The sequence below is a fragment of the Streptomyces sp. NPDC056161 genome, assembly GCF_042268025.1.
Lineage (GTDB): Bacteria > Actinomycetota > Actinomycetes > Streptomycetales > Streptomycetaceae > Streptomyces.
In genome coordinates this window covers 367,997-390,505 of record NZ_JBHJUV010000001.1, presented here as the reverse complement: position 1 = coordinate 390,505, position 22,509 = coordinate 367,997, and the positions used below count along the sequence as shown (strand labels likewise).

Here is a 22,509-nt window from a genome sequence, read left to right as displayed (position 1 = left end):
TAAGTGGGGGCCGCAACTGCGCCCGTCCGCCCGATGGTTGGCCGCATCGCCGGCAACCGGGCGACGCGCGGTGCCGAGGCCCGTCCCCCACCGGGTTCCGGACACCGGATACCGTGCCGGGCCGGCAACCGTGCCGGCCCGCGCCCCGGCTCCCTCCGGACAACCCCGACCTCGAAAGGAACCACTTTGACAAGACGCCTTCCCACCTCCGGCGCGACCCGCGCTCTGGCGGTGGGTGCCGCCCTGATCAGCGGTGTCGCCACCCTGGCCACGGCCCACCCGGCGCTGGCGAGCACGACCGCACATCACTCGCACCACGCGGACTACGTCGCGCTCGGCGACTCCTACGCCTCCGCGCCCCTCGTCCCCGACCAGGTGGACGCCAACTGCCTGCGCTCCAGCCACAACTACCCGTCGCTGGTGGCCCGGTCGTCGGGGGCGACGCTGACGGACGTCACCTGCTCGGGGGCGACCACCGCGGAGATGACCGCCGCCCAGGGCACGGCACCGGCCCAGTTCGACGCGCTCGACCGGCACACCGACCTGGTCACCGTCACCATCGGCGGCAACGACATCGGCTTCAGCACCGTGCTCGGCACCTGCGCGAAGCTGTCGGCCACCGACCCGGCCGGCGCACCCTGCCGGGACCACCTCACGGGTGCGGGCACCGACCAGGTGACGGCGTCGATCGCCGCCACCGCGCCGAAGGTCGCGAAGGTGCTCCGCGGCATCCACCAGCGCGCTCCGTACGCCAAGGTCGTCGTGGTCGGCTACCCGGACCTGTTCCCCGAGGACGGCGTCGGCTGCACCAGCGCCTCGGTGCCGCTGGCCGCGGGCGACTTCTCCTACCTTCGGGACAAGGAGAAGGAGCTGAACGGGATGCTCGCACGGCAGGCGCGGCTCGGCCGGGCGCAGTTCGTGAACACCTACGACCCGACGATCGGGCACGACATCTGCCGGCCCGTCGGCGAGCGGTGGATCGAGACCTTCGCCCCGCAGACCCCGGCGGCGCCGCTGCACCCCAACGCCGACGGCGAAAGCGCGATGGCGACGGCCGTCGAGCGGACACTGGCACGCCACCGCTGACGCGCCACCGCTGACGCGAACGACAGTGACACGTACGGCAGTCACGCCACACGGAGTGACGCATTCGGAGTCGCACGTACGGAGTTACACGTACGGAGTTACACGTACGGAGTCGCACGTAGGGAGTCACGCATTCGGCGTGAGACGCACGACATGACACGTACGACGTGACACATACGACATGACACGTACGACATGAGATGCACGACATGAGATGCACGACGTGACACGCACGACGGTGACGTCCCGCGGGGGCTGATCCGACGGCGGGGCCCGGCCGGAGATGATCCGGCCGGGCTTTCCCATCGGGGCGCCGACCGGGACCGACAGGTGGTTCAGGCCGCGACGTCTTCGCGCACCGGGTCGGGGCGCGGGGTGTGGTACAGGGACACCCGGTCGATCCGGCCGCCGTCCAGCGTCATGATCCAGGCGACGCCGGGCGGGCAGTGGTCCGGCTGGTCCGGCGGGTTGATGAGGTCCATCTCCCAGACGATCAGCGACCGTCCGGCGACCACGTGCGCGGGACGCTGGCGGACCCCGGCGGACAGGTCGAGGTCCATGCCCGCGAGGAGCAGCCCGGTTCCGCCGAGCCGCTGCCGGCCGCTCAGCAGGGACAGGTCGGGCGAGTAGCGGTCCGCGACCACCTTGCCGAACTCGCCGCGCTCCGCCGCGGCCAGGGTCTCGCGCGCCTCCAGCCAACTGGCGGCGGTCCGCCGCCGCGTGTCCTCGTGTCCCCCGGCCGCGGTGGTCTCCAGGCTCCGGACCAGCGCCGTCCGCGCCTGGCTGAGCCGACTGCGGACCGTACCGACCGGGACGGCGCACGCCTGGGCGATCTGCTGGTAGGAGCTGACGCCCGTGGTGAAGTAGCGGAGTACGACGGGCAGCCGCAGCGCCGGGGACAGTTCCTCGACGGCCGTCCAGATCCAGTCCCGCAGGGCGTGCCGGTCCAGCACCTGCTCGGGCGTGGTCAGCAGCGGCGGCAGGGGCACCTCCTCCACCGGCTCGGTCCGCCGTGCGCTGCGCAACACCTTCCGGCACCGGTTGCGCACCACCATCCGCAGCCACGGTCCCACGGCGGCCGGGTCGCGGACCTCGCCCACGCCCCGCAGCGCCGCCAGCGCGGCGTCCTGCATCACGTCGTCCACATCGGGGCCCGGTCCCAACAGGCTCAGCGCGACCGCTCGCATGCCGGGGCGGTGGCGCTCCAGCAGCAGTCCCAGCGCGCCCACGTCGCCGTTCTGTGCCGCCAGTGTCAGCGCCGCGTCCTCTGCGCGTCCGGCGTCCATCGCCACCGTGCTCATGCCCTGCCCTTTCTCCGCCCGTTCCCTCCCGCGCCCGCTCACCCGGAAGGCGGTACAGCAGTACAGCCATACAGCAGTACAGCCATACATACGTATCAGGAAGCGATGTCGTCCTGTCCTCGCCCCGGCGCGTCAGCCGACACCGCCGGGGCCCGTCGCCCGGCCTCGTGACGGGACCGGGCGTGCCGGTCTCAGTTGTCACTCTGGAGGATCGACAGCACCCGGAGTGCTTCGAGGTAGATCCACACCAGGGTGGTGGTGAGACCGAAGGCCGCGAGCCAGGACTCCTGGCGCGGGGCGCCGTAGGCGATGCCGTCCTCCACCTGCTTGAAGTCCAGGGCCAGGAAGGCCGCGCCGAGCACGATGCCGATGATACCGAACAGCACGCCGGTGGCCCCGCTGTCGAAGCCCAGGCCGTGGCCGGCGCCGAAGGCGGAGAAGATCAGGTCGACCACCATGAGCAGCAGGAAGCCGGTCGCCGCGGCCAGCACGAATCCGTAGAACCGGCGGGTCACACGTATCCAGCGCCGCTTGTAGGCGACGAGCACACCCGCGGAGACGGCCATGGTGCCCAGGACCGCCTGGACGACGACACCCGGAGCGATCCAGGTCGAGGTGGCGCTGGAGACGACTCCGAGGAAGACACCCTCGAAGGCCGCGTATCCGAGGATCAGCGCCGGGGAGGGGCGGCGCTTGAACGCCTGGATCATGGAGAGGACGAAGGCGACCAGGGCGGCGACGACGCCGATGCCGTAGGACCGGCCGATCCCGGTGCTGTCCACGGGCAGCAGGACCCAGGACAGGACGGCGGTGAGTACGACCGTGCCGAGCGTGGCGCCGGTTCGGACCACGACGTCGTCGATGGTCATCGGGGCGCGGTCGGCCCGGGTGTCCTTGACGAGGTACGCGTTCGCCGACTGGGCGTAGGGGTTGGCCGGAGCCGGTTCGGACAGGTCCGGGCCGGTGGCGAGGCCCGCGCCCACCGGCTGGAGTCGCCGGTCGGCGGGACGGGGCGAGCCGTCGTCGCGGTTGAAGCCCAGCCGGGAGAAGACCGGATTGCTGCTGCGCATGGCGTTCCGTCCGGGGCCGTGGTTCTTCGCGGCCCGCGTCATATGTCGTGTGGGTGCGCGGACGGTGTGGCCACCGGTTCGGCACCACCCCGTTCGCGTAACCACTTTGACAGGTGACGAGATGCGTCCGCAAGGCATGTCACCTGTTTGACTGGTAACGAATTGGCGGCAACGGCCGTACGGCCGACCGGCCGGTCAGGGAGCCGGGTCCGGCCCCGCCGGCGCGTCGGCTACGAACGGTCCCCGTGGATGCCGTGTCCGGCGAGCCAGGCGAGGACGTGGTCGGCCACCGCACGCCAGCCCTTGTCGATGGTCAGCGAGTGCGCCCGGTCGGGGAACTGCTTCAGGTCGCTCGGGGCCGTCGAGTCGCCGTACAGCTTGTACACGGCACGTGTGACGTCGTCGGGCACCATGCGGTCCTCCTGTCCGGAGACGAGCAGCAGCGGACCGCGTTCGGCGTTGCCCGTGTCCACGACCCGCCGCGGGTGCGGCACCCCGTCCACCTCCCCCAGGTCGGACAACAGCCGCCGCGACGAGGGAATGACGTAGTGCCTGAACAGCTCGGTCGACTCCTCCTCGGGCACGGCGTTGGCGAAGGTGTCGTGGAACTGTTCGGCACTCAGCATCACCGGGCCCGCCTCGCCCGCCTCTCCCGCTTCGCCCGCTCGGTTGCCGGACGCAGGAGAGCCGGAGGCGGAGGAGTCGTACGCAGGAGAGCCGGAGCCGGAGGAGTCGTACGCAGGGGAACCCGGCACAGGGGAACCGGCCGCAGGGGAACCAGGGGCGGAGGAGCGCCCGCGCCGCTCGGTGGACGCCGTCGTCAGCGGGGCGCCGACCAGGGTGCCCGCGATCGGCGCGGGGGCGATGGCGACGGCGGCCCGGCCCAGCCCGGCACCGAGGAGGTGCTGCGCGACGAGCCCACCGACCGAGTGCCCGATGATCACGGGCGGGGTGGCGCAGGAGCGGACGATCCGCGCGTAGTGGTCCGTGAGGGCGTCGAGCCCGAGAGGCCGGAGCGTCTCGGGCAGCCGGCGTGCTTCGCCGACGGTGGCGGGCTCGCCCGGCCAGCCCGGCGCGATGACGTCGAAACCGTGGCTGGTGAACCGGTCCGCCCACGACTGCCAGGACAGTGCGTGCAGCCAGGGCCCGTGGATGAGGATGACGGGAGTTCGGGTCACGGCACGGTCCCTCCGTGGGGGTAGTTGGCCACCGGGTACGAGAGTGGGGGTGATGGATCAAGAATCGTTCACCCGCACGTCCGCGCGGAACAGTCGAATGACTTAATGTCACAGGCCCCGGCCGTGCGGCCGACCCGGGCCCGCCGTCCCAGGTGGCCCGGATCCGCCATCCCGGGAGGCCCGGATGCGCCCCGTGGGACCGTCACACCGAGCGGGGCTCGCGGCGCCGGTGGACCTGCCTCGGCCGTCCCGGACCGGGCCGGGCGCGTATGACCGTCAACTGACTGATGTGCGGGCGCGAGGTGTGGTCGAGAGTGAGGGCATCGGCAGAACTCCGTACTGCGGAAGCGGCCCGGTCGGCCCGGTCGGCCCGGCAGTGAGGACGGAGCCACATCCACCACACCGTCACCTCCTTGACTGGTGACGAGCGGACATGTCAGAGTCGTCACGGACGCCGGCCGTGACGACGACCCAGGCACATGTCCCGTCCGAACCCCTGCGCCGCGCAGGGGAACACACCGGAGACGCACGGAAGGTTTCACATGATCAACAGGCGTACCTTCAACAAGGCGATGGGCCTGGGCACGGGAGCGGCCGCTGTCTCACTGGCCGGCCTACAGGGCGTGTCGAACGCCTCCACCACCACGCCGAACCACTCCGGCAAGGTTCCCGTCGTACCGTCCGTCGCCCCGGGCACGCACACCTCCTTCCCCGCGCTGAAGCAGGTCAAGGCCGGTCTGCTGAACGTCGGCTACGCCGAACTGGGCCCCGCCCACGGCCCCGCGGTCATCTGCCTGCACGGCTGGCCCTACGACATCCACAGCTACGTCGACGTCGCTCCCCTGCTGGCGGACCAGGGCTACCGCGTGATCGTCCCCTACCTCCGCGGGCACGGCACGACGCGCTTCCTGTCCTCCCGTACGTTCCGCAACGCCCAGCAGTCGGTGGTCGCCCTGGACATCATCGCGCTGATGGACGCCCTCAAGATCGAGAAGGCCGTGATCGCCGGCTTCGACTGGGGGTCCCGGACCGGCGACATCCTCGCGGCCCTGTGGCCCGAGCGGGTCAGGGCCCTGGTCTCGGTGAGCGGCTACCTCATCACCAACCGCAAGACCCAGCTGGAACCGATCGCGCCGGTCGCCGAGCACACCTGGTGGTACCAGTACTACTTCGCCACCGAGCGCGGCAAGAAGGCCATGGAGAACCCGGACCTCCGCCATGACCTGACCAAGCTCGTGTGGCAGCTCGTCTCCCCCACCTGGCACTTCGACGACGCCACCTTCGAGCGCACCGAGGCCGCCTTCGAGAACCCCGACTACGCCGCGATCGTCATCCACAACTACCGCTGGCGGCTGGACCTGGCCGAGGGCGAACGGCGCTACGACCGTTACGAGGACAAGCTGGCCCTGGGACCGTCGATCGCGGTGCCCACCATCACCATCGACCCCGAGTTCGATCCGTTCACGGCGCCCGGCAACGGTTCCTCGTACCGCGGCAAGTTCACCGGGAAGTACGAGCACCGTACGGTGGCCGTCGGGCACAACCTGCCCCAGGAGGCGCCGACGGCGTTCGCCCAGGCCGTCGTCGACGTGGACCACTTCTGACGGAGCCGGGGGCCGGCCACTCACGGCCGACCCCCGCCCGCTCTGCCCCACCCCACGTCGCACCGCGTCGCGCTGCACCCCACGCATCGCGCCGCACCCCACCGCATCGCATACCACCGCATCGCATACCACCGCACCGCGCCGCATCGCGCCGTATCGCATCGCCTCGTGTCCGCGGCAGCAGAAACCGCTCACAGAAAGCCCGCCGTCATGACCGAAGTCCTGTGGAACCACCTGACCGCCGCCGAGTTGCGCGCTCTCGCCGACGAGGACGCGGTGGTGCTGCTGCCCGTGGGCGCCACCGAGCAGCACGGCCCGCATCTGCCCACCGGTGTCGACGACTTCCTCGCCGCCGAGGTCTGCCGCCGGGCGGCGCTGCTCGCCGCATCGCACACCCCCGTGGTGGTCACCCCCTCCGTGTGGTCCGGCCTGTCCGAACACCACATGGCCTTCGGCGGCACCTTCACCCTCTCGTTGGCCACGCTGCACGCGCTGCTGCGGGACATCTGCCGCTCCGTCTGGCGTGCCGGGTTCACCCGCATCCTCATCGTCAACGGACACGGCGGGAACATGACCGCGCTGCACGCCCTCACCACCGAACTGACCGCCGAACTGCCGGCGCGGATCGCCTTCACCAACTACTTCACCGTGGCGAGGGACGTGGTCCGCGACTCCCTGGAAGTGCAGGACGGCCTGATGCACGCATGCGAGGGTGAGACGTCCATGATGCTGGCCGCCCGGCCGGAGCTGGTACGCACCGAGCACCTCGCCGAAGCCCACGGTCCCGACATCGCCCTGCCCGCCGAGTCGACCGCGCCGGTGTACCTGGCCGTGCCGTTCGAACGCATCACGGTCTCCGGAGTGGCGGGCCACGCCGACGCGGCGACCGCTGCGAAGGGGGAGAAGATGCTCTCCGGCCTCGCGAAGGCGCTGGCCGACGCCATCGCCCGGGACCCGTGGCAGTCCTGATCCGCTCCGGCGGCGGTGCGCGGTGCGCGCTGCGACATCAGGCACCCCGGCGCACTCCCCCGTACTCAACACCCTCGTCACGTTTTGCCGCGCTTTGCTGGACCGGTGAGTCCAAACGAGTGCGATGATGGGAGCATGAACAAAGGGATGACAGCGAAGGGCAGGGCGACACGGCAGCGCATCATCGTCGCCGCGGCGCTTCTGACCAGGGAGAAGGGCGCCGCCGAGACCACGCTCGACGACGTGCGGGCAGCCACGGCGACCAGCAAGAGCCAGTTGTTCCACTACTTCCCCGAGGGCAGGTCGGACATCCTCGCGGCCGTGGCCGAGTACGAGGCCGGGCAGGTGCTGGAGGCACAGCAGCCGTTCCTCAGCGACCTTTCGACGTGGGAGTCCTGGCAGGGGTGGCAGCAGGCGGTGCTCGACCACTACACGGAGCTGGGACAGAAGTGCCCCCTCGGCAGCCTCACCGCCGAACTGGGCAAGTCGTCCCCCCAGGCCCGCGCGATCGTCTCCACCCTCTACGACGAGTGGGAGGCGGCCCTGGTGCGCGGAGTGGAAGCGCTGACGTCCGACGGGGAGGCGGCGGCACGGCACCGCGCGCGGAGCATCCTGGCGGCGGTCCAGGGCGGCGTCGTGATGCTCCAGGCGACCGGGCGCACGGACTACCTGGAAGCCGCGGTGACCACGGCGACCAGCCCGCTTCAGCTCACCGGCGCGGGTGCCGCGTAGCCACCCACCAAGAATGGACTTGACAGTCCTTTTTTGACGAGCCAGGATTGGACCATGTCATCCAATCTTGGCTCGACGCGTGCCACCCCGCGCGAGCACGTGCACACGAGCCAGGTCGGAGTGGCCGCGTACTCACCGGGCTCCCGCTCGCGGTGCGGCTGTGACACCCGTGCCGGACCGGGCCGGCGACCAGGTCGGCCGGCGCCGGCGTCCTCGTCGCGGTCCTCGCCCGCGCCCCCTCGGAAGTGCGCCGGCCGACCGGAACTGGAACAGGAGCAGAACCCGCGGGACGAGCCCGCCGCCGCGGACCAGGACACCCACCCGGTTCGCCGCTCCGGTCCCCCGTCCCCGAACGGCGCACGGACCCCGGCGCCCCCGCACACGTATCCGCTGTCCGTCACATGACCACGACACCTGTCGCAAGGCCGACGGCGAGTGGCGTGTCCCCGACCGCGAACTCACCCGGCTGGGGGCCCGATCTCGTCCCTGCCCGGCCGCGCACACTCCCGCGCCGTCCGCCCCTGCCCAGGCCACACCGCGCTCCAGCCTCCCATCCGTCCATCCGTCCATCCGTCCATCCATCCGTCCTTCCACCACACGCACCACTCGCGCCTCCCCACCCGAGAAAGACTCCCGTGATGTCCGCCAAGCCCTTCCCCCTGACCCCCACCCCCCTCCATGTCCCCGATGACGTGCTGGTCGACCTCAAGGAGCGCCTGCGGCGCACCCGTTACGCCGTCGATGCGGGCAACCGGGACTGGTACTACGGTGTGGACGGCGAGTACCTGAAGGAACTGATCGACTACTGGATCGACGTGTACGACTGGCGCGCGGCGGAAGCCGGGCTCAACCGGTACGAGCAGTACCGGGTCGAGGTCGACGGCGTACCGATCCACTTCATGCGCAGGGCCGGTGTCGGCCCCGACCCGAAGCCGATGCTCGTCTCCGGCGGCTGGCCCTGGACCGTCGCGATGGCCACCAAGATCATCGACAAGCTCGCCGATCCGGGTGCCCACGGCGGGGACCCGGCCGAGGCGTTCGACGTGATCGTGCCCTCGCTGCCCGGCTTCGGCTGGTCCACGCCGCTGCCCGACGACCCGGACATGAACTTCTGGAAGATCGCCGACCTGTTCCACAAGCTGATGACCGAGGTGCTCGGTCACGAGAAGTACGCCGCCACCGGCTCCGACATGGGTTCCCTGGTCACCGCCCAACTCGGCCACAAGTACCACGACTCGCTGTACGCCATCCACCTCGGCTCACCGATCCCGCTGAACATGTTCAACGGTGACCGTGCCTGGGACCTCACCGGCGGCAGAACGATCCCCGAGGGCACACCCGACGACATCCGCACCGGGATCCTCTCCTTCCAGAAGCGCTTCGTCGCCCATGTCGCCGTGCACGTCCTCGACTCCAGCACCCTCGGCCACGCGCTCAGCGACTCCCCGGCCGGCCTGCTGGCCTGGATCCTCGAACGGTGGACCAACTGGAGCGACAACGACGGCGACGTCGAGAACGTCTTCAGCAAGGACGATCTCCTCACCAACGCGATGATCTACTGGGTCACCAACTCGATCGGTACCTCGATGCGGTTGTACGCCAACGCCAACCGCCACCCCTGGACCCCGTCCCACGACCTCACCCCGCCGGTCCAGGCACCCACCGGCATCACCCTGGTCGGCTACGAGAACCCGCCCGGCGTGACCACCGAGAACCGGGTCCAGGACTTCCTGGACAGCCCCCGGGCCCCCTGGTTCAACCATGTCAACGTCACCGCACACCCGCGCGGCGGGCACTTCGTGTACTGGGAGGTGCCCGACGCCTGGGTCGACGACGTGCGCCGCACCTTCCGCGGCCGGACCGGCTGAGGGCCCGCCCCGGCTTCGACGCCGCACCTCAGCAGTCCGCGACCCCTCGGCGGAACGGTCGGCACCGCCCCTCCGCCCGCACAGCCCTCTCCGAGTACGCCCGCACACTCCTGTGACGCCACGGCCCCGCCGCTCCGCCGCGTCCCCGCGGGCCCCGTTCGGGGCCGCCGGGACGGCCGCGTGACGGATACTTCCTCCCGCTCCCCCGGCCCGTCCGGGCACCCGGCCGTACGGATCCGGCAGCAGGACAGGGACCGAAGGGACCACAGGGACCGAAGGGACCACAGGGACCCGATCCCGGAACAACGGCCGCCTGCTCGGGCAGGGGGGCCGGACGGCGCTGTCCGGCTGACGGACGTACGGCGCTGGGGGCGCAAGGTCACCCCGGGCCTCCGCCGTCGCACCCGCCCGGGGAGGCGCTGCGCGGCGTCAGAGGCCGATGCCGCGTCCTCGTACCAGGGGCAGGAAGACCTCGTCCACGATCTCCGTCAGTACCTCCTCGGGGACCTCGGGCAGACCTCGCAGGGCGTACTCGCCGCGCAACAACATCATCGGAACCGACGCCACGCGCGGATGCAGTGCGGAGGCCGCGGCTTCGCCCCGGGCCACGGCCCGCTCCAGGAGGGTCAGCCACGCCGCGTCCGTGCGGCTTCCCCCGGCCTGTTCCCGGAGCAGCGTGAGCAGGTCGGGGTCGTCGGCCGCCGCGGCGAGCAGGTCGCGCAGCACGGCCCCCTGCGGTGACGACCACGTGGTGTTCGCGGCGCGCAGCAGCGCCAGCGCGTCGCCGCGCAGCGTCCCGGTGTCCGGGACCTGCAACTCGGCGTCGGCCAGGCAGCGGTAGGCCGCGACGCCGAGCGCCGCGCGGGTCGGCCAGCGCCGGTAGATCGCGTTCTTGTTGGTACCCGCGCGCTGGGCGACCCGGTCCATCGTCATGCCCGCGTAGCCGACGCTCCGCAGTTCCTCGGCCGCAGCCTCCAGGATCGCGTCCTCCAACGCCGCCCCTCGGCGCCGGGTCGCGGTGCCGCGCTGCTGGTCAGCCGTCATCGTGGAGCTTCCTTCCCAACATAAGGTACTCTCCGTACCCTAAATGCGGTCGCAGATCGACAGGATCGGAGCAGCGATGCGCGCCTTCGGCATCAATTACGACACCGGTTTCGCCTCCGGCGGGACCACGACCCACGAACCGTTCCTCCCCCACATTGTCCAGCGCGAGATGCGGGTGATCCGCGAGGACCTGCACTGCGACGCGGTCCGCCTCACCGGCGGCCACGCCGACCGCCTGGAGACCGCCGCCCGTGCCGCCGCCGACGAGGGACTGGAGATCTGGTACTCGCCGTTCACCAACGGCCTGACCCAGGACGAACTGCTGTCGTTCCTAGCCGACGCCGCCGAACGCGCCGAGCGCCTGCGCCGCGACGGCGCGCGCGTCGTCTTCCTCACCGGTTCCGAGATCAGCCTGTTCACCGACGGTTTCCTGCCCGGCGACACCTTGCGGGAGCGGTCGGCGAACCTGGCCGACCCGGCCGCGTTCCGCGCCCTGCTTCCCCGACTGCACACCGCGCTCAACGCGTTCCTCGCCCGAGCCCTCACCGAGGTCCGCGCCCGTTTCGGCGGCCCGATCGGCTACGCGTCCGTCGCCTTCGAGGGGGTGGACTGGACGCCGTTCGACATAGCCGCCACCGACGCCGGCTACCGCGACGCGACCACCGCCGACACGTTCACCGACGCCCTGCGCGCGCAGGTGGCGGGGGGCAAGCCGCTCGGCGTCACCGAATTCGGCTGCGGCACCTTCCGCGGCGCCTTCGACCTGGGTGGCCGTGGGGACTCGATCGTCGAATGGGGCGAGAACGCGCGGCCGGTGCGGATGGCCGCCGGGACGGTGCGCGACGAGCGGGAACAGGCTTCCTACGTCCGGGAGATGCTCGACCTCTACGACACGGCCGGAGTCGACGCCGCGTTCGTCTACACCTTCGCCCGCCGGGACCTGGCGACCGCGGCACTCGACGACCCGGAACGCGACTTCGACGCGGCCAGCTTCGGCGTGGTCAGGATCCTGCCTCCGGGCGCCGCCGACGGACCGTATGCGGAACTGGGGTGGGAGCCCAAGGCCGCCTTCCACGTCCTGGCCGACTTCGGCCGGGCCCGGAGGGAGAAGGCCGCCGAGGAAACGGCCGAGGTGTGAGATGCCGCGGTGCCGCCCCTTCTCCCGGACCGGATGACCGGCCTGAGCCGGATGACCGGCCCGAGCCGGATGATCGGCCTGAGCCGGATGATCGGTCGGCCACTCAGGCCGCGTCGTCGCAGGCCCCGTCGTCGCAGGTCGCGGCGTCGCAGGCCGTGGCAGCGGACGGGTCCCGCCAGGTCGCCGGGTCGCCAGGTCGTTCGGGCGGCGGCGGATTACGGCGGAAGCCAAGGGGCCGCGGGGCTGACATGAATCCGCTCCGGCCCGCGGCCTTGCGGGCGGGGCGGCGGGCCGGAGCGTGCTGTGCGGATGTGCGGCTCACGCCTCCTCGTTCACCCAGCTCATCAGCTTGCGCAGGTCACTTCCCGTGACCGCGAGCAGGCTCTCGGCGTCCTGCTTCTTGTACGCGTCGTACTTCTTCAGACCACCGTGGTACTCGTCCATCCAGTTCTTCGCGAACGAGCCGTCCTGGATCTCCGCGAGGATCTGCTTCATCTCCGCGCGCGTGGCGTCCGTGACGATCCGCGGACCGGTCACGTAGTCCCCCCACTCCGCCGTCTCCGAGATCGACCAGCGCATCTTCTCCAGACCGCCCTCGTACATGAGGTCCACGATCAGCTTCAGTTCGTGCAGGCATTCGAAGTAGGCGATCTCCGGCTGGTAACCCGCCTCCGTCAGCGTCTCGAAGCCCGCCTTCACCAGCGCCGCCGTACCACCGGCCAGCACCGCCTGCTCACCGAACAGATCGGTCTCCGTCTCCTCCGTGAACGTCGTCCGGATCACACCCGCCCGCGTACCCCCGATGCCCTTCGCGTACGAGAGCGCGAGGTCGAGTCCGCTGCCCGTCGCGTCCTGTTCCACCGCCACCAGACACGGAACACCGCGGCCCTCCTCGTACTGACGGCGCACCAGGTGACCCGGGCCCTTCGGCGCGACCATGCACACGTCCACACCGGCGGGCGGCTGGACGAAACCGAATCGGATGTTGAAGCCGTGGCCGAAGAACAACGCGTCACCGTCCTTCAGATACGGCGCGATGGACTCCTCGTACACCTGACCCTGAACGGGGTCCGGCACCAGGATCATGATCACGTCCGCCTCGGCGGCGGCCTCGGCGACGGTCACCACGCGCAGGCCCTGCTCCTCGGCCTTCGCCCTGGACCTGGAGCCCTCGTGCAGGCCGACCCGGACGTCGACACCCGAGTCGCGCAGCGACAGGGCGTGCGCGTGGCCCTGGCTGCCGTAGCCGATGACCGCGACCTTGCGGCCCTGGATGACGGACAGGTCGGCGTCGGCGTCATAGAACAGCGTGGGCATGGTTGTCTTCCTCTTCAGATCGTGCGGTGGTGGGATGTGCCCCGGGCGGCAGCCAGGTGTCTCCGGCGCGCGGTGGGGTGAGTTTCGGCGGCCCGGGATCCAGGTCGCGGTTCGACCGTGCCAGGGTCCTTCGGACGAGGCGTCCGGTTCCGAGACATGTGTGTGTGCGGAACCCGTCGCAAGAACCGTACTGCATCGTCAGGGCCCGCCGTCCGGCCCACCGGTGGCCGAAGCAAACCTCTCCCGCAGCGGCGGCGGCCACGGCGAGTTGGCGGCGTCGACCCGTCCACCGCCGTCCCGCCGCGCGCCGTGACGGCCCTCACATGAACTTCGTACCGCTCCCCGACGTGAACAGAGTGAGCACATGCGAACAGGTGTCGGTCGGTGACGTCCGTACCCACCTCCCCCACCGCACGGACCCGCACCCCGCGGGGAGAATCCCACCGCCAGCCCTCCGCCCGGCCGGCGTCGGCCTGCCGGCCGGCCGTCGTGCCACGTGGCGGGGACAGTTCAGAAAAGCTGATACACCATGAACGACGGCCGGACCGTCTGGCTTCCTTACCGCCCGGAGCGCATCGCCGGCCTCCCGGACGGGCTCGTCCACCGCTACTGGGACGGCTCGGACACGCTGCCCAGCGATCCCGCCGACGTGGGTTTCCTGGTGGGGCTCCCGGCTCCCGGCTCCCGGCGCGGAGCGACCGTTGGCCCGCGTGCTGCCCCTCACCCGGAATCTCGACGTACTCCAACTGCTCAGTTCGGGACACGAGCACATCCTGCCGCTGGTCGACCGCATGCCGCCCGGCCTGCGGGTGTCCACGGGGCGGGGGGTGCACGGCGGAGCCACCGCGGAGTTGGCGGTCACCCTGCTGCTCGCGCTGTCCCGCGGCATCGACGGCTTCGTACGCCGGCAGCCCGAGGGTGTCTGGGCACCTGACGTCCGGCACACGTTGCTCGGCAAGCGCGTCCTGGTCGTCGGCTACGGCGCCGTCGGCAGGGCCGTCGCCGACCGGCTCCGCACGTTCGGCTGTCAGCTCGTGCCCGTCGCCCGGACCGCGCGCTCCGCCGCCGGGCGGCAGGTGCACTCGGCGGACGATCTGCCCGCGCTGCTGCCGACGGCGGACGCGGTGGTCCTCTGCACGCCGCTGACCGACAGGACGCACCGCATGCTGGGCCCCGCCGAGCTGGCTCTGCTGCCGGACGGCGCGATCCTGGTGAACGTCGGCCGGGGCGAACTCGTGGACACCGAGGCGCTGACCCGCGAGGTGCGCAGTGGCCGGCTGCGGGCCGGTCTCGACGTCACGGACCCGGAACCCCTGCCGTCCGGCCATCCGCTGTGGCGGCTGCCCGGTGCGCTGATCACTCCGCATGTGGCGGCGTTCACCGACGCGTTCGCCCCGATGACCGAGGAGTTCCTCGTCCGGCAGTTGCACCGCTACGCCCGGGGCGAGGCGGTGGAGAACGTCGTGCTCACGGTGCGCGGACAGCAGCGTGGGCGGGGCGCCGGCGACGGGCATACGACGCACGACAAGGAACACGAGGGCCATGACAGAGCCGCGTAGGCGGACGACGACACTCACCCGCCAGGACCGTCCGCGTCCGGCACCCGGGCCCGGCACCGACCCGGGCCGGGTGTTCGAGGCGTACGAGCGTGCCGGTCACGCCGATCCCGGCGAGGCGTGGGCCGCGTTCACGGCCGCCTGGAACTGGGCCTCCCCGCTACCCCACGCCGTGCCACGGCACGGTCCCGGCGGCCCTCCGGTCGCCCGGCCGGTCCCCGGCGGGTACGCGCTCTTCGGACGGTGGCGCCTGCCTGCTGACACCGCGACCGGGCCGTGGCTGGCGCTGCCGCTCGCCGCTCCACGGGAGACGGCCCGCGAGGCCCGCGAGGCCCGCGAGGATGCGACCGAGAGCCGTCCGGACCGACCCGACGTCTTCGTGGTCGCGTCGAGGGTGCTGCCCCGGCAGACCGCCGGTGGCCTGCGCGCCGTCCGTTCCACGGCCGGTCCGGACACCGAGTTCCGGCTCGACGGCGTCCACGTACCGGCCGGTTTCACCACCCACTCCTCCGGCACGGCGCTGCCGGCGCGGGACGACGGGTTCCTGTGGACCGCGGTCACGGGCATGGCGCTGGGCGCCGCGAGCCGGCTGACGGACGAGCTGGCTGTGCTGGGTCCGAGCCCGGTGGCCGGGCCCGCCGTCTCCCCCGCCGCCGCTGCCGCCGAGTTGTCGGGACTGCTGAGCGGGGAGCGGCTGGGGTTCACGGCGGAGCTGTACAACCGCCCCGGGCTGGGGCAGCTCATCTCGCTCGCGGCCCGCGAGCCCCTGGCGGACCGGGTCAGGCGTGCGGCCCGCCTGGTGCACCACGTGGTGACGGCGAGCTACGAGAGGGCGATCCCCTTTCCCTCGGACGGCGGGCACAATCCGCTGGCCTCCCTCGTCACGGACAGCGCCGCGATCCTCCACCACCTGCGGTTCACGGTGGATGTCCGGCCGACGGAGGACATCGGCTCCCGTACCGGGAGGTGACGCGTGCCGGTCTCCAGCCGGCGTCCGATCGGTCTCCGATCGGTCTGCGGCTGATCAGACCTTCGCGGTGTGCTGGCGTGCCCGGTAGGCGGCGGCCTTGACCCGGTTGCCGCAGGTCCGCATGGCGCACCACTCCCGCCGGTGGCCGCGCGAGCGATCCAGGTAGACCTGGGTGCACTCGGGGCGGGCGCACTCGCGCAGCAGCGCTTCCTCGTCACCGCCGAGAATCTCGACCGCCTCCCGGGCGAGGGCCGCGAGCCCCTGCGAGACCGAGCCGGTACGGGTCAGCCCGTCGGGGCCGAGTCGCAGCGTCACGGGCAGGCCCGACGCCTGAAGGTTCAGCTCGGCGACCGCCTCGGCGGGCAGCGGTCGGCCGTCCAGCCGGGCCGCGACCAGGGAGTAGATCGACTCGCGCAGCTCCACGGCGATGGCGAGGTCGGCCTCGTCTGCGCCGGGAGCCAGATCGAGCATCCCGGCTTCCACGAACCAGTCGTCGAGCAGTTCGGGGGAGGCGAGCTTCTCCAGCGGCGCGGCGTTGCGCCGCGCTCGCAGGGTGCCGACGAAATCGAGAGGGAGTGTCCCACAGGGAAATGCATGATTCACGTAACCATACTGACCAGTGACCCGCGAAGATGCAATATCCCGGGCCCGATCCACGGCCAGCAAATCACCCGATTGACAGGTTACAGCGAGGCATGCCAAAGTCGTCACCAGTCAAACCGGTTACTCCGGTGGTCGACCGCGACCGCGGTCACGACCACTCCTGATATGAGGGGGCTCTCCCATGGCAGTCGTCCGTTTCCACCTTGTCTCTTCCCTCCGTCCCGAGCAGGCCCTCGCCGTGCTGACCGACTTCGGTCCCGGCCGCGCCGAGAGCTGGCCCAGCATCGACGCCGACCACTTCACCGTCCATGAGCTGGGCGAGAACTGGGCCGAAGTGACCGAAGGGACCAGCGCCGCGTGGGAGCGGGCGCGCTACCAGTGGGACGCCGCCAAGGTGACCGTCACCACCCTCGACTCGAAACTGTTCGGGGCGGGCGGCGGCTGGACCTTCCAGCTGACGCCCGAGGGCGAGGGCACGCGCGTCGACGTGGAACTCACCCGTGAGCCCGGCACGTTCAAGGGGAAGGTACTGGCCTCCCTGCTCCCCCTCTTCGCCCCGGCGTCCCTGCGCAAGTCCTTCGCCGGCCCGCTGAAAGCCGCCGCGTGACCGGTGGCCACGCGACCGGTGGCCATGCGACGAGTCCCCATGTGACCAGTCGCCACGTGACCGGCCCCCATGTGACCAGTCCCAATCTGACCAGCCGACATGCGACCGATCCGCATCCGACCGATCCGCATGCGACCAGTCCTCACGTAGCCAGTCCTCACGTAGCCAGTCCTCATGTAGCCGGTCCTCATGTAGCCGGTCCTCATGTAGCCGGTCCTCATGTAGCCGGTCCTCATGTGACCGGTCGACATGAGGCCGGCCGGTCCCCATGTGCGGGTCGCCGCGTGACCGGCCGCGGCGGCCCGGCGCCCGGGGTCACTTCCCGGCCGGTGGCCCGAAGGTCCTGGTCAGAATGTCCCTGACGGTGGTGGCCGTCCGCTTCGTGGGTTGTTTCAGGCACGCCATGACGCGTACGTCGTGGACCCGCCCCCGGGGGTCGGGACGAGCACGTACCCAGCCGGAGATCTCCTGGTCCGCTCCCAGCGCCGCACAGCCCGCGGCCGGGCTGTGCGCGGCGCCCACCCGGAGCGGAGCCTCGGGGGCCGTCCGCCGGGCCGCCCCGGCACCGTAGCGGAACGCCATGAGCACCCCTCCGGTCTCCAGCGTCCGCAGCGGCCTGCACTGCGTCAGCAGGTCGTCCTGGGCCGTGACGCACTGCGCGGGGCCGGGCCCAGGCAGGACCTGGGTGGCGGCGAAGCCCACGGACGTGCCGTGGGCGTCCGTCGCCGACAGCGTGCGCCAGCCGTCGGGCAGGGCGATCCTGAGCGGCCGGGAGCGGTCCATGAGCGTCTCGACGGGCGACGGAGACGCCGCGGGCACCGTGTGGGTCCAGTCGGTCCCCGAGGACACCGGCCCGCCGGTCCGAACGGTGAATGCCAGGGCGGCGACGGCCAGCGCCGCCAGCTCGCCCGCCGCCATGATCCTGCGCCGTCTGCGCAGCCGTACCCGCCACCGCACCCGGACCATGCGGTCGGCCGGGGCGGGAAGCCGTGGCACTCCCTCGTCCAAGAGCAGACGCAACCCCGCTTCCGTGCCGTCCCACCGCCCTCCAGCCGTGTCAGGCATGTGTCTCGCTCCCTTCCATCAATCCGGGTACGGCCGCCAACCACAGCCGTAACGTGTTCAGTGCCCTGGCGGCCTGGCTCTTGACGGTCCCCGGCCGGCAACCCAGCACCTGAGCGGTCTCCTCCACGCTCAGCCCCTCGAAGTACCGCAGCACCACGACGGCCCGCTGCCGCGGCGGCAGCCGCCTGACCACCAGCGACAGCGAGTGCTCCAGGTCGACCGAGGCGAACGGGTCCCCGGGGGCCCTCTCGTCGGGCACCTCGCCGTGCGGTATCTCGCCCCGCCAGCGCCGCTGCCACCACGACGCATATGTGTTGACCAGCGCCTTGCGGATATACGCCTCGGGGTTCTCCTCCGACAGCCCGCGCCACTTCGGCCACACCCTGGCCAGCACGGTCTGCAGCAGGTCCTCCGCGAGATGCGCGTCCCCCGTCAGCATCCAGGCGACCCGGAGCAGCCTTGCCCCGCGCGCCGCCACGAACTCCTCGAAGTCCGGGCCCGCGTCCCGCGCCGTCGCCATCATGCTCCTAGTCGGTGGCCGTCCGTTCAGGGGACAACCGGTCGTGTCCCCGGCCGGGTTGCACGCAGTGACATGAATCACGCGTTTGCGGGTGTGCGGCCAGTCAGGTGTGTCGACCGCTCGCCGGAGAGCGGTCGACACACCTGTCCCGCGGCACCTCCGATCGACAGGGTGAATCGCACTACGGAGCACCGCGGTCGGCCTCGCTGTCCGGGCCCCGGGGCCCCGCCGGAGCGTCCGGCGCGCGGGGGAAGGTCACGTTCCGGGGAATAGATCCGGATTCCCGGTCCCTTCGGTCCCTTCGATCCCTGTCGCGGGCCGACCGGCCCGGCACTCCAGCGCGGCCGTCGCCAGACGCAGGGCGGCGTGCAGCTCCCGCACCTCGGCCACGGTGGGCCGCACCGTGTCGGACCAGTCGCCGCCCAGCCCCGGCCACACCGCGAGCAGAACGGGGCCGGCGGCGAGCCCGAGCCGGGCCGTGACCTCCACCAGCCCCTCGCGGGCGCCGATCCACGACAGGGCGATCTCGCCGGGCGGTATGCGCGCGGGCGCGGTCACCGGCAGCCACACGACCTGGAGCCTGCCTCCGGGAACGCGGTCCGCCGAGGTCACCAGCGCTCCCCTGACGTCGCCGGGCATGGGTGACCTGGTCAGTGTCCGCAGGTCGACCGGGCTGCCGTAGGGGTCACGGCCCCGGACCAGGGTCAGGGCGGGCCGGCCGGCCCGGTCACCCGTGGACGGGTGTCGCGGAACACCGGTCGGAGTCACCCGAGGGCCGCGCGACCGCCCCGGCCACCTGCCGAACGTCGTCATGGGATCACCTTCGTGTGATGGGGCACGACGGGGACCGGCGGCGTACGGCCTGACACGCACTCCGCCGCCGGGGCCCGCCCCGCACATCGGTCAGCTGACGGCGGCCCGTTCGGGCGCCGGTGCTCAGTCGTCGGACAACGGTGCTCAGTCGTCGGGCGCCGGTGCTCAGTCGTCGGACGACGGTTCGCGGCCGTCCAGGACTTCGGTGAGGAAGGCGTCCCAGTCAAGGGCGTCCGTCTCCGCCTCGACCGCCACGAGCCCGTACGTGGCGTCGAGCCACTCCTCCAGGGCCGGGGCGGGCAGCTCGAAGACGGCACTCACGCCCTTCGACTCCAGCAGCAGCCAGACCGCCCTCCCCTCGTCGCACGGAGCGGGCCACATCTGCACATCGCCTTCGCCGCTCTCCTCCACCAGCCCGTGGTGCAGCAGCTCACGGCTGATGCGCCAGGTCACGCTCGACCCGTGCCAGGGGGTGAAGGTGACGGACACGATCATGGGAGTGGCCGGATCGAACCGGAAATCCGCCCGAGCGGGCTGCCGCGGGACACCGTCCAGCACCCGGTGGATGGCCAAAGAGAGCGCGGGCAGCTCCTCGTGCGCCGTCTGGCATATCCGAAGGCCGGACTGTTCGCCGTTCATGACGGGGATTCCCTTCCGTGGTGCGGGGCCGTTGCGCTGACTCTGCTCCACGACGGCGCGCCCCGGCATCAGTCACCTGACGGTGCGCGTGAAGATGCAGCCGTCACCGAGCGTGCCGGGAGGGACCGACGCCCGGCGCTCACACACCGCGTCACCGCGGCGCGAGCCCGCGAGCCCGCGAGCCCGCGGTCACCCGTACGTCATTCGACTGCCCTGTGTCCGGTGCCCGGCCACCGACCCACCGGCCACCGACCACCGGCCGCTGTCCGGCGCCCCCGCGCCGCGCCCGGGGAGGGGGTCACCCGCTGTGGGAGGCCAACGCGGCGTCGATCAGCCGGAGCGTGTTCCGGTATTGGGTTCGCTCGGCGAGTCGGCGCAGTTCGTCCACGGCGGTCCGGTCGCCGAGACGCGCGAGGGCGTTCACGGCGGCGTTGGCCACCTTGGCGTTGCGTGGTCCGTGGCCGGGCACCACGTCCAGACAGGTGTCGACGAGCGAGCCCAGGGCGAGCACCGTGTCCTCGTCGGGCGGCAGGAAGGAGAGCAACCAGATCAGCCCGCGCAGGGCGTTGGCGTTGAAAGGGTCGAACTGTTCGTTGACCGCCACCCACACGTCGGTCGCCTTTTCGACGAGCGGACGGCTTCGGCCCCGACCGGCCGGCGACAGCCAGGACAGAACGCGTTCCCGGACGGCGGCCTCGCCGACACCGGTGATCAGTTCACAGCCCGTCCGCCGCCACTTCGCCGTCGGCTTCGCGGCTCGCGCGGTCGCCGCATGGGACAGGAGTGCGTACCAGGCCGGACCGGACACGAGGACGTCGGCCAGCGCGGCGTCGGCCCACTGCTCCCCCGCGTTGAGCACGGGATCCGTCAATCGGGCGGCCAGCGCGGCCCATCCGGGATCCCCGATCAGCTGGGCGGTACGGCGCACCGTGGCGATGACCGCCGGGGACAGCGTCCGGCCGGCGGCGAGCTCGCAGCGGGCCAGGTGGAGCAGGGCAGGGTGCTGGACGCACCAGCGGTCCTCCATCATGGCGACGGCCTCGATGCGCTCGGCCACCATGGTGTCGGCGGACAGGCCCTCGCCGAGGACGACGCCGAGGTGGAGCAGCCCTAGCTGGAGCGCCGAACCGACGGGTACCTTCTCGTACACGGCTGGGATCGTCGCCAGTAGACGGGCACGCACCTCGGCCGGCTGCCGCCCGAGGTACTGCACCATCTCGCCCCACACCATGAGGAGATCACCGGAGCTGGCGCGGAACGCGTCCACCGCCACGTGGAGCACGGTTTCCGGCACGTCGCTCCACAGGGCGGCGTCGGTTCTTTCCCGGTAACTCAGCCCGGCCATCGTCGTCGTTCCTTGTCCTCTGCGCCTCTGAGTCTTCTGGGTTTTTCTGCGGCTGCGGTGCCTTCTACGTCTTCTGCCGCCCTCGACGCCGAGGCATCCGACACCACGGAGGGCCCTCGCAGGCATGGTTTCCGGCACCTGTTCGCCAGGGGGGCTCGGCACCACGGTTGCCGAGCCCCCCGTTCCGCTCGCTCGCCCCCACAGTCGAGCGAGCGGGGCCGAATCGGGCGGGCTTCCCTTCGGGGGGTGACGAAAAGCCCGCCCGTCCCGCGGCCTCACGGAGGGGCGGGAGTCACACACTTGATACACGCGATCGACGGACGGCGGGTTCACGGAAGATCACATGTTTCTTCACCGGTCTTCCTTTGAATCCGGGTCGGCAGTGTGCCGATCGACGACGCCGCCGGTGAGCCGCCCGGCCCGCTGTCAGCAGAAGTACGCGCTGCCCGGCCCGAAACCCGACATCGCCGCCTCGGCCGTCCAGGCCCACACCTGCGTGGCATCGGGCCACCCACCGCAGTCCGTCGTACCACCGCTTCCGGACGGCACCGGGCCGGAGCGGGCGGCACCGTGACGAGAGGCCAACGCAGCCGACCGGGCGGCGGACGCGGTGGTGCGATCCACGGTGCGCTGATCCACGGCGAGGTGTTTCGGGAGGAGGTGTTTCGGAAGGAGGTGTTTCGTGGTGATGCTCTTCACGGTGGTGTGCGTCGTGGAGGCCATGTCCCTGCCCGTCTGTCCGGCCGGCCACGCCTGCGTGGGCGGGACCGGTGCTGCCGTGGTCGTAAGGAGCGGGTCCCGTGCTGGGGGAAGAAGCACGGGACCCGCGATCGTGGATCGGAGGTGTCCCACCGACCGGTCGTCCGACCGAAGACACACACTCCTTACGTCACCTGATGAGGTGGTGATGAAATCATGACATCGCATTTCGTCACCTGTCAACAGGGTTACTCGATGGAGATTGCCTCTGCCGCCACAGCTTCACCGCCCACCCGCCGGGTGAGGGGCTGCGCCCCCTGCGCGACCCGGCGACCTTCAACACCCTCATTCAGGCGTCGCAGGCGTCGTTCGTTATAGTGAACGC

The 22,509-nt window shown here is 71.4% G+C and carries 21 protein-coding genes; 10 read left to right on the top strand and 11 right to left on the bottom strand.

Features of this window, described 5'->3' with window-relative positions:
* The first annotated feature begins 186 nt into the window (after window positions 1-186).
* Window positions 187-1,086, top strand: coding sequence for an SGNH/GDSL hydrolase family protein (locus ACFC09_RS01755; RefSeq protein ID WP_376522706.1), 900 nt, complete (start codon window positions 187-189; stop codon window positions 1,084-1,086).
* 335 nt (window positions 1,087-1,421) lie between these two features.
* On the opposite strand, the gene ACFC09_RS01750 is transcribed toward ACFC09_RS01755, so the two are convergent.
* From ACFC09_RS01750 to ACFC09_RS01740, 3 genes are all read right to left on the bottom strand, one after another.
* Complete coding sequence (locus tag ACFC09_RS01750) at window positions 1,422-2,387, bottom strand: RNA polymerase sigma factor (protein WP_376522704.1); 966 nt, start codon at window positions 2,385-2,387, stop codon at window positions 1,422-1,424.
* Between the two features lie 191 nt (window positions 2,388-2,578).
* Entirely contained in the window at window positions 2,579-3,457 is an 879-nt protein-coding gene (locus ACFC09_RS01745; RefSeq protein WP_376522702.1) for a Bax inhibitor-1/YccA family protein, read from the bottom strand.
* 230 nt (window positions 3,458-3,687) lie between these two features.
* Window positions 3,688-4,635, bottom strand: coding sequence for an alpha/beta fold hydrolase (locus ACFC09_RS01740; RefSeq protein WP_376522700.1), 948 nt, complete (start codon window positions 4,633-4,635; stop codon window positions 3,688-3,690).
* Between the two features lie 542 nt (window positions 4,636-5,177).
* Between ACFC09_RS01740 and ACFC09_RS01735 the strand changes: the two genes are divergently transcribed.
* From ACFC09_RS01735 to ACFC09_RS01720, 4 genes are all read left to right on the top strand, one after another.
* Window positions 5,178-6,239: an alpha/beta fold hydrolase gene (locus tag ACFC09_RS01735; protein ID WP_376522698.1), complete on the top strand. Its 1,062-nt coding sequence runs from the start codon at window positions 5,178-5,180 to the stop codon at window positions 6,237-6,239.
* A 210-nt stretch (window positions 6,240-6,449) separates the two neighbouring features.
* On the top strand, window positions 6,450-7,208 hold the full coding sequence (locus ACFC09_RS01730; RefSeq protein WP_376522695.1) for a creatininase family protein: 759 nt from the start codon (window positions 6,450-6,452) through the stop codon (window positions 7,206-7,208).
* Between the two features lie 135 nt (window positions 7,209-7,343).
* On the top strand, window positions 7,344-7,940 hold the full coding sequence (locus ACFC09_RS01725) for a TetR/AcrR family transcriptional regulator (RefSeq protein ID WP_376522693.1): 597 nt from the start codon (window positions 7,344-7,346) through the stop codon (window positions 7,938-7,940).
* Window positions 7,941-8,575: 635 nt separating this feature from the next.
* Complete coding sequence (locus ACFC09_RS01720; protein WP_376522691.1) at window positions 8,576-9,808, top strand: epoxide hydrolase family protein; 1,233 nt, start codon at window positions 8,576-8,578, stop codon at window positions 9,806-9,808.
* Window positions 9,809-10,237: 429 nt separating this feature from the next.
* On the opposite strand, the gene ACFC09_RS01715 is transcribed toward ACFC09_RS01720, so the two are convergent.
* Window positions 10,238-10,852 carry a TetR/AcrR family transcriptional regulator gene (locus ACFC09_RS01715; RefSeq protein ID WP_376522689.1) on the bottom strand — a complete coding sequence of 205 codons (615 nt, stop codon included), beginning with the start codon at window positions 10,850-10,852 and terminating at the stop codon, window positions 10,238-10,240.
* Window positions 10,853-10,928: 76 nt separating this feature from the next.
* Between ACFC09_RS01715 and ACFC09_RS01710 the strand changes: the two genes are divergently transcribed.
* Window positions 10,929-11,990, top strand: coding sequence for a hypothetical protein (locus ACFC09_RS01710; protein WP_376522830.1), 1,062 nt, complete (start codon window positions 10,929-10,931; stop codon window positions 11,988-11,990).
* Between the two features lie 318 nt (window positions 11,991-12,308).
* Here ACFC09_RS01710 and ilvC read toward each other — a convergent pair whose 3' ends face one another.
* Window positions 12,309-13,307, bottom strand: coding sequence for a ketol-acid reductoisomerase (ilvC, locus tag ACFC09_RS01705; protein ID WP_376522687.1), 999 nt, complete (start codon window positions 13,305-13,307; stop codon window positions 12,309-12,311).
* A gap of 710 nt (window positions 13,308-14,017) precedes the next feature.
* Between ilvC and ACFC09_RS01700 the strand changes: the two genes are divergently transcribed.
* Entirely contained in the window at window positions 14,018-14,866 is an 849-nt protein-coding gene (locus ACFC09_RS01700) for an NAD(P)-dependent oxidoreductase (RefSeq protein ID WP_376522685.1), read from the top strand.
* On the top strand, window positions 14,850-15,833 hold the full coding sequence (locus ACFC09_RS01695) for a hypothetical protein (RefSeq protein ID WP_376522683.1): 984 nt from the start codon (window positions 14,850-14,852) through the stop codon (window positions 15,831-15,833). The genes ACFC09_RS01700 and ACFC09_RS01695 overlap by 17 nt, the downstream gene beginning before the upstream one ends.
* Before the next feature lie 54 nt (window positions 15,834-15,887).
* On the opposite strand, the gene ACFC09_RS01690 is transcribed toward ACFC09_RS01695, so the two are convergent.
* Complete coding sequence (locus ACFC09_RS01690) at window positions 15,888-16,436, bottom strand: CGNR zinc finger domain-containing protein (RefSeq protein ID WP_376522681.1); 549 nt, start codon at window positions 16,434-16,436, stop codon at window positions 15,888-15,890.
* Window positions 16,437-16,617: 181 nt separating this feature from the next.
* Here ACFC09_RS01690 and ACFC09_RS01685 point away from each other — a divergent pair, with 181 nt between their 5' ends.
* Window positions 16,618-17,043: a hypothetical protein gene (locus ACFC09_RS01685; RefSeq protein WP_376522679.1), complete on the top strand. Its 426-nt coding sequence runs from the start codon at window positions 16,618-16,620 to the stop codon at window positions 17,041-17,043.
* Window positions 17,044-17,358: 315 nt separating this feature from the next.
* Here the strand turns inward: ACFC09_RS01685 and ACFC09_RS01680 are convergent, their stop codons facing one another.
* The 5 genes from ACFC09_RS01680 to ACFC09_RS01660 form a co-directional block, all read right to left on the bottom strand.
* Complete coding sequence (locus ACFC09_RS01680; protein WP_376522678.1) at window positions 17,359-18,108, bottom strand: hypothetical protein; 750 nt, start codon at window positions 18,106-18,108, stop codon at window positions 17,359-17,361.
* Window positions 18,101-18,631 (bottom strand): SigE family RNA polymerase sigma factor, encoded by a 531-nt coding sequence (locus tag ACFC09_RS01675; RefSeq protein ID WP_376522676.1) that lies wholly within the window; start codon window positions 18,629-18,631, stop codon window positions 18,101-18,103. Before ACFC09_RS01675 ends, ACFC09_RS01680 begins: the two co-directional genes overlap by 8 nt.
* 252 nt (window positions 18,632-18,883) lie before the next feature.
* On the bottom strand, window positions 18,884-19,441 hold the full coding sequence (locus ACFC09_RS01670; RefSeq protein WP_376522674.1) for a hypothetical protein: 558 nt from the start codon (window positions 19,439-19,441) through the stop codon (window positions 18,884-18,886).
* 165 nt (window positions 19,442-19,606) lie between these two features.
* Window positions 19,607-20,080 (bottom strand): SsgA family sporulation/cell division regulator, encoded by a 474-nt coding sequence (locus ACFC09_RS01665; RefSeq protein ID WP_376522672.1) that lies wholly within the window; start codon window positions 20,078-20,080, stop codon window positions 19,607-19,609.
* A gap of 298 nt (window positions 20,081-20,378) precedes the next feature.
* Window positions 20,379-21,425, bottom strand: a complete 1,047-nt coding sequence (locus ACFC09_RS01660) for a hypothetical protein (protein ID WP_376522670.1) — start codon at window positions 21,423-21,425, stop codon at window positions 20,379-20,381.
* Between the two features lie 406 nt (window positions 21,426-21,831).
* On the opposite strand from ACFC09_RS01660, the gene ACFC09_RS01655 reads away from it, so the two are divergent.
* On the top strand, window positions 21,832-21,999 hold the full coding sequence (locus ACFC09_RS01655; protein ID WP_376522668.1) for a hypothetical protein: 168 nt from the start codon (window positions 21,832-21,834) through the stop codon (window positions 21,997-21,999).
* Window positions 22,000-22,509 lie beyond the last annotated feature (510 nt).